The organism is Methanocrinis sp., assembly GCF_049974945.1.
Taxonomy (GTDB): domain Archaea; phylum Halobacteriota; class Methanosarcinia; order Methanotrichales; family Methanotrichaceae; genus Methanocrinis.
Genome location: NZ_JBNGCU010000080.1, coordinates 1 through 7190 on the forward strand (window position 1 = coordinate 1; position 7190 = coordinate 7190).

The window sequence follows — 7190 nt, forward strand, 5'->3', positions numbered from 1 at the left end:
CCGGCAGCGAGCCCCTCCTTCGTCATAAGAACAGAACGATCAAGGACGAACGATAAAAGGCTGAGGCCTCAGCTCTCCGCCTCCGCCTCGACTTCCATGATCATCTTCTCTCCGCCGCTGACGTAGGTCATGTAGTGAATGACTATGCATATGCCCCAACCGATGGGAGAATACCAGGGCTGCCAGACGGGCAGGTTGGGATTTTCTGGTATTACCATCATGTAGTTGATCGCAAGCCACACGATGTTGACCACCAGGTAGATCACGAGATGTATGGTGAACAGCTTCTTCATGCGCGCCTGCATGGCTGTTCTAAACGCCTTTTTGTACGCTTCGTCGACCATTTTTAACCTCACCTCCAGAACAGATACGGCCTATAGTTATCTTTCAGTCAATATATAAGGGTTTCGAGAGTAATCTGGGATCTCCGATGCCGACAGCTTTATATTTTTGGTTTAAATCGGCTCGAAATCGCAAAAGCCACAAAACTTTTGCGATTTTGAGCCTCTTCGCCACCTCAGAACGATCCCGAGTTCGCGACCTTAATAGAGAGATTGGATCAGGCCTTGACCACCTCGTCGAACTCCTCCTGGCTCATGTACTGAGGCTTGTACTCTATGCCCATGGCCTGCAGATCCTTCACGTAGGAGCGGAGGTGCTTTCGTGAGCCGGCCAGAAGCCCCTGGAATACTACTCTCACGTCTTCGTTATCGGCCACCTCAAGCTCCTTCTCCAGGTCCACTATGCTGATCTCCTCGAAGGTGGCCGCCACCTTGAGGGCGTCCTCCGTGGACCGCATCCCCTGGGCCAGAAGGTCGTCGTACAGGCCGATCAGAGTCTGATTGCTGAAAACTCCGCGCTGGTCCTCCTCGACGGGAAGCTCCAGATCGTACTTCTCGATGAGGGTCTTCGCCTGGTCCATGTGGCTCTGCTCAGATCTCTCCAGGTCCATGAAGACGCTGAGCCTCGTCTCCCGGTAAAGCTCGGCGTAGAGGTCGCGTGCCACCTTCTCCTCCTCCCAGATGAAGAGGACGCCCTCCTCCTCCCTCGGGCTGAGGGTGGCCGCCTCCGTCCCCGAGACCTGTGCCCGGGCCGTCTCGTTCTCGGCCGTCAAGACGAGGATCGCCTCGCCGTAGGCTACATTGTGCTTCATGTACCTGGAGTTCGAATCGGCCATGGCCCAGATGATGGAGACGCTCTGACCGGGCGATAGAGCCTCGTCGAGCTCGTCGCCGGTATCTAGCCTCCTCTTGAACTCGACGACGGTGCGACCGCCTTCCTCTGAGCCTCCCGACTCCAGGATGTCGTAGGTGCCGCCGAAGAAGGTGTCGTCCTCGTGGGGACCGTAGTTGCCGGAGGAGTACTCGTCCAGAACCATGGACTCGCCGTCCTCCACCGCCACGAGGATCATATCAGCATCCTTCATCCATTCCAGCGGATCAAAGCCTATCGAAAGCCAGCCCTCGGTCTCGCCACTCAGAGCCATGTAGAGATTCTCTCCATCGTTCCTCCAGGAGATCTCCATCTCACCTCCCGAATAGCCAGACCTGGCGGGAGCTGCAACGGTCATCGTCCGGGAGTACTCGCCCTCCCCTACAACGCCGTCGGCCGCCCATTCCTCTGAGGCCACCCTCTCTGAAATTATCTGCTCCTGGGGGGGCTCGACGCATCCGGAGAGGACGAAGAAAAATCCTATCAAAAGCGCGGTATAGGCCGTCTTCATAAATAACACCACCGATAAGTTAGTTTTTATAGAATATCAATATGTCGAACGGGACCCGAATGTCGGATCAGAGATGGGCTCAGAAGCAGGGTTACAGAGCATCGCAAGCTCAGAGCTCGATCACCGTTCCGACGGAGTTTTTGACGAACTGTTCCGGAAATTCCGACCTCAGAGCCGAGGCGGCCGCAAAGCCCGTGCAGTGGGACGGAGCCAGTATCTCGAGATCGAAGCCCCGGAGAGCTTCGATGGTCTTTGGAAGCTTATACTCTCCCCCGAAGCCGAGATGGGTCCCGCCGGCGACGCCGAGGATGGTCTCTTCGCCCGTAATGCTCCTGGCGTGCTCCAGAGTGTTGATCATCCCGGAGTGGGCGCATCCCAAGAGGACGAAGAGGCCCCCCTTGAGGACCAGTACTAGGGCCTGGTCGTCCAGGATTGGATCGAGGATGATATCCCCCTCCTCCGAGAGGACGACCAGATCTTCGCTCGCCTCCTCAAACTCGGCGAGCCTGTGGACCTCGCCCGTGAGCCAGAGGCCGGGGAAGAGCTCTCGCGCTCTCCTCGACAGGTCGAACCTCGCGCCCCTCTTCTCCAGATCCTCTCTCCTGAAAGGGATCCCGATCTGCCTCAGGACCGCCTCCCTTCTCGAGTACCGAGGGGCGAAGACGTCGGGGTGGGCGTAGACGTCAACGCCGCCCGTCTCCTTGAGAAGGCTCAGAAGGCCTCCGGTGTGGTCGTAGTGGCCGTGGCTGAGGGCGATCGGAACGCCTTCAAGGTCGACCCCCAGGACCCGGGCGTTGTGGACGGCGGTGGTGGTCTGGCCAGAATCGAATATCAGCCTTCTGCCCCCGAACTCCAGATAAGCCGAAAAGCCGTGCTCTGCGAGGACCTCTCTTCTCAAGCCCGCCGAATTTTCGGTGAGGGTGACCATCCTCATCTCCGGTTTCAACGTCATACGCACCTCTCAATCAGATAAGTGCCCCCAAATATCATATCAGCATATCAGCTCTTCAATATCATATCAGCTCTTCCAGAAGTCGGGTACGAACAGGACCAGAACCGTCAGGATCTCCAGCCGCCCCATCCACATGCAGACGATCAGGACTAACTTTCCGGGTCCGGGAAGCTCCGAGTAGTCGTCCGTCGGCCCGAATCGGTTGAAGCCCGGACCGACGTTTCCGAGGGTTGTGGCCACGGCGGAGGCGGCGCTGATCATGTCGATGTTGCTGCAGTCGCCGGACCGGAAGCAGGCTATCTCCCCCGTCTCGTGGTAGGCCTCCGAGAGGTTGAGGGGCCTTCTGTCCACCTCGATCCTCTTGGCGGCGTTCTCGGGAGCGACGAAACAGGCGACGTTACCGCCCTCCCGGGGGGTGAGGCCTAAGAGCTCGTCGGTCCTGTTCCACCCCTCAGAGCCGAAACAGATCACCTTCTGGCCCTCCCCCTCCCCGGAGACGAAACAGACTATCTCCGCCGGTGCCTTCTCCTCTGCAAGTGGACAGACCGAGGCGAAGATCACCGACGCCAGGGCGAAGATCAGGACGTAAAGGGCTATGAATATCAGGATCGAATGGAGGACGTCCTCTTTGACCGGGCTTCCCTTCAGCTTCACCGCCATCACCGCCTTAGGATGAAGGGCCTGGAAGAGCTCGCGCCGGCCGTATTTCATGGTGAGGAGGATCCGGATCAGCTTCATCCCTCCCGCCGTCGAGCCCGCGCACGCGCCGGTGAACATAAGCATGAACAAGATCAGCTTTGCGGGGCCGGACCACAGGTCGTAGTCGGCGGTGGCAAAGCCCGTGGTGGTGATGATGGAGACGACGGTGAAGGCGGCGGTTCTGAGGTACAGACCCCCTCGTTCGAGCCCCCCGGGATCGGTCTCTTCGGGGAAGCTGTTATCGATGCCTCCGATGAGGATGGCGACGGTGATCGAGAGGAGAACGAGGAGGGAGTAGAACCTGAACTCAGAGTCCCTGGCCAGGCTCTTTCGATTGACGTACATCGACCGATAGTGGAGGGCGAAGTTCGCCCCCGAGAGGAACATGAAGACGATCACGACGACCTCGATGAGGGGGGCGTTGTAATCGAGGTGATCGATGGTCTCGAGGCTGTAGTAGGCGATGCTCTCCACCCGAGGGGAGAAGCCGCCGGTCGAGACGGTGGAGAAGGTGTTGCATATGGCGTCGTAGGCCGGCATCTTTGCCAGCATCAGAAGGAGGAACTCGGCAGCGGTGAGGACCATGTAGACGCCCCAGAGGATCTTGGCCGTCTCCCTGATCCGAGGCCTTATCAGATCCTCCCTGGGCCCCGGAACCTCGGCCTTGAAGAGCTGGCGGCCCGCGACCCCGAGGTTCGGCAGGATGGCTATGAAGAGGACGATGATCCCCATGCCGCCGAGCCACTGGGTGAAACTCCTCCAGAAGAGGAGGCCTCGATAAGTGCCCTCCGACCCGTTCAGGGCCGAGCCGTGACCGGTCTCGCCTCCGCTGAGGGTGCCGTTCAGGCTGGCGTTGAGGAGGGTTTCGTTGACGGCCGATATGTTCGATCCTGCCGGACCGACGACAGAGCTCAGGGGGCCGTCCTGAAAGACGATATGGGCGAGAGAGACCGCGACGCTCTGACTTGCGGCGGTGGCATCTATAGCCCAGAGGCCGTCGGCCCCCGCCTGGGAGAGGATGGTGGCGCCCGTCGTGGTGAACCCCGACATCGACTCGAAGAGGGCGTCTATCGGACTGAGGCCCAATAAGATGTAGGGCAGAGCCCCGCTGGCCGCCGCCCCCAGCCATCCGAAGGCCACCAGGGCGAACCCCTCCTTGTTGGAGAGGACCTCCTCCACCCCCAAAAGCTCGATGACCAGACCGAGGACCAAGACGAAGATGGCCGGGACCACGAAGGCGATCACCCCCTCCACCTCGCCGTAGATGAGAGATACGGCGGCGGGGATGAGCATCAACGCCCCCAGCAGCTTCAAGAGAGTTCCGAAGACCTTGAGAAAAACCCTGACCCTCACCTCTCCTTCCTCCATCTCATAATGGTGCCGATATCCTCGACCTGGTGCCGATATCCTCGACCCTCTGCCCTCTACTATTTCACGGTGGTGGTCGCGTAAGAGACGATCTCCTCCGCCGCCGAGATCAGAAGGGGGCACGAGACGCCCCCGCCCATCTGGAGGCGAGACGCTCTGCGGCCCTCAAAGGTCGGGATAGACGATCTCGATATCCAGGTCGTGGATCAGCTTTCGGAGCTCGTCGCAGGAGATGGGGCGCTTGAACTCGCTGCACCTCTTCACCTTCTCGGCCAGAAGGCATATCTCGTCCCTCTTGAGGTCGTAGCCCATCTTCTTGGTGATGTACTTGAGGGCCCGAGCCCCGGTATGCTTTCCGATTATTATCCTCCTCGCCGCCCCCACCATCTCTGGAGAGTAGAGCTCGTAGGTCCGGGGCTCCTCCAGCACCGCGGCCACGTGAATTCCCGACTCGTGGGCGAAGGCGTTCTCGCCGACGACGGCCTTGTTCTTCGGCATGATCACCCCCGAGTAGCTCTGGACGAGCTTTGAGAGGGGGGTGAGCTTGGTGGTATCGTACCGGTCCACGCCGTAATGGACCCGGAGGGCCACCATCAGCTCCTCGAGGGGGGTGTTTCCGCTCCGTTCACCGATGCCGTTGACGGTGGTATGGAGCTGCTTCGCCCCGGCCTCAGCCGCCGCCAGGGTGTTGGCCAGGGCCATCCCCAGGTCGTCGTGGCAGTGCATGCATATGGGGATATCGACCTCCTTCTTGATCTCGCTGACCACGTAATAGGCGGTCCTGGGGTTCATTATCCCCACCGTATCGGCGATGCTGACGTAGTCGGCACCTCTCTCCTCCGCCTTCTTGTAAAGCCGCTTCAGAAGCTCAAAGTCGGTACGGGTGGCGTCCTCCGCCGAGAAGCGAACGATGAGGCCGTGGTCTTTTGCGTACTCCACAGTCTCGAAGGCGCACTTGACGGCCTCCTGGCAGCTCATGTGGAGCTTGTACTTCAGATGGAGCTCGGAGGTGGCTATGAATACGCTGACCATGTCCACGTCGCAGTCCAGGGCCGCGTCCACGTCCGTGGGGACGGACCGGGAGAGGACCGAGATCTTGGATTCGAGGCCGAGGTTGGATATGTCCCGGACCGCCCTCTTCTCCGCCTCCGAGACGACGGGAAATCCCGCCTCGATGATCTCGACCCCCAACTCGTTAAGCCTGATGGCGATGTCCAGCTTCTCGTCGGGCCTGAAGACGACGCCGGGCATCTGCTCCCCGTCTCTCAGGGTGACGTCGCAGACCTCGATGTCGATCTTCGGAGTCTTTGCGAGCTCTAAGAACTGATTGACGGAATAATCTTGCATGTCGACAAGGTATGTATCATCCGTGGGTTAAATCGGTTTCGAAGGTGATCGGCGCCTTTATAGAATCCCTCGATTCGTGGCTGGGGGCCGAAGCGGGACCGGAAGCGGAAAATTTTATCTAAAAGAGCTCCAGTCTTCGACTGTGCCCGCCGTCAGCCTGATCATACCCACAAGAGACGAGGAAGAGACGATAGGAGAGTGCATCCGCCGATCTTTGGCCGTCTTCGACATGATGGAGATCGAGGGGGAGGTGATCGTCGCGGACAGCTCCACCGACTCGACGCCCGAGGTAGCGCGATCTCTCGGAGCGGAGGTGGTGAGGCCGAAGAAGCTCGGGTACGGCAACGCCTACCTGGCGGGGTTCGAGGAGGCGCAGGGCAGGTACATAGTGATCATGGACGGCGATCTCACCTACGATCCCCTGGAGATCCCCGAGTTCATCGAGATCCTGGAGAGGGGGGAGGCCGATTTCGTCATCGGAACCAGGCTGAAAGGGGAGATCAAAAAGGGGGCGATGCCCGCCCTCCACAGGTACATCGGAAACCCCCTCCTCACCTGGATCCTCAACCTCCTCTTCGGGGCCGGGATCTCCGATGCCCACTGCGGCATGAGGGCGATATCCAGGGAGGGCCTGGATCGGCTGAGCCTCCGAGCGGGGGGGATGGAGTTCGCCTCGGAGATGGTGATCGAGGCGACCCGCATTGGGCTCAGGATAAGAGAGGTTCCGATAACCTACTATCCCCGAAAGGGGGCCTCGAAGCTCAGCTCCCTCTCCGACGGCTGGAGGCACGCCAGGTTCATGATGCTCTACCGGCCCGGGCCCTTTCTCCTCGTCCCCGGCTCCGTCGCCCTCCTCCTGGGCCTCGTCCTCACCCTCTTCGTCCTGATGCAGGAGCCGACCCAGGAGCTGAGAGTCCATTCTCTGATCCTGGGGAGCATGCTGCTCATAACGGGGTATCAGACCCTTCTTTCGGGCCTTTACATCGGAGCCTTCGGCAAGACCTACGGGGTCGATGGAGGGGGCCGCCTCGCAAAGAGGCTGACGAGCTACCACTCCCTGGAGAAGGAGCTGGCCGTCGGCGGAGTCCTTCTGGCGTCCGG

The 7190-nt window shown here is 60.1% G+C and carries 6 protein-coding genes; 1 reads left to right on the forward strand and 5 read right to left on the reverse strand.

The annotated features are described in order from the left end of the window. Positions 1-68: 68 nt before the first annotated feature. The 5 genes from ACP5EL_RS08085 to ACP5EL_RS08105 all read right to left on the reverse strand — a co-directional run bounded on the left by ACP5EL_RS08085 (position 69) and on the right by ACP5EL_RS08105 (position 6089). Positions 69-293, reverse strand: a complete 225-nt coding sequence (locus ACP5EL_RS08085) for a 2TM domain-containing protein (RefSeq protein WP_428402002.1) — start codon at positions 291-293, stop codon at positions 69-71. A 266-nt stretch (positions 294-559) separates the two neighbouring features. Then, entirely contained in the window at positions 560-1723 is a 1164-nt protein-coding gene (locus tag ACP5EL_RS08090) for a DUF2202 domain-containing protein (protein ID WP_428402003.1), read from the reverse strand. Positions 1724-1832: 109 nt separating this feature from the next. Next, the gene (locus tag ACP5EL_RS08095) at positions 1833-2675 is read right to left on the reverse strand and encodes an MBL fold metallo-hydrolase (protein ID WP_428402004.1); all 843 of its coding nucleotides are present in this window, start codon (positions 2673-2675) and stop codon (positions 1833-1835) included. A gap of 66 nt (positions 2676-2741) precedes the next feature. After that, a complete protein-coding gene (locus ACP5EL_RS08100) occupies positions 2742-4727 on the reverse strand; it encodes a TrkH family potassium uptake protein (protein ID WP_428402005.1) in 1986 nt (661 codons plus the stop codon). A gap of 180 nt (positions 4728-4907) precedes the next feature. Further along, a complete protein-coding gene (locus tag ACP5EL_RS08105) occupies positions 4908-6089 on the reverse strand; it encodes a homocitrate synthase family protein (protein ID WP_428402006.1) in 1182 nt (393 codons plus the stop codon). 142 nt (positions 6090-6231) lie between these two features. Between ACP5EL_RS08105 and ACP5EL_RS08110 the strand changes: the two genes are divergently transcribed. Further along, positions 6232-7190: glycosyltransferase family 2 protein (locus ACP5EL_RS08110; protein WP_428402007.1), on the forward strand; the 959-nt coding region annotated here is incomplete at its 3' end.

Coding starts and splice junctions, on each gene's coding strand:
- ACP5EL_RS08085 (WP_428402002.1), bottom strand. CDS start 293: ATGAAGAAGCTGTTCACCATACATCTCGTGATCTACCTGGTGGTCAAC.
- ACP5EL_RS08090 (WP_428402003.1), bottom strand. CDS start 1,723: ATGAAGACGGCCTATACCGCGCTTTTGATAGGATTTTTCTTCGTCCTC.
- ACP5EL_RS08095 (WP_428402004.1), bottom strand. CDS start 2,675: ATGACGTTGAAACCGGAGATGAGGATGGTCACCCTCACCGAAAATTCG.
- ACP5EL_RS08105 (WP_428402006.1), bottom strand. CDS start 6,089: ATGCAAGATTATTCCGTCAATCAGTTCTTAGAGCTCGCAAAGACTCCG.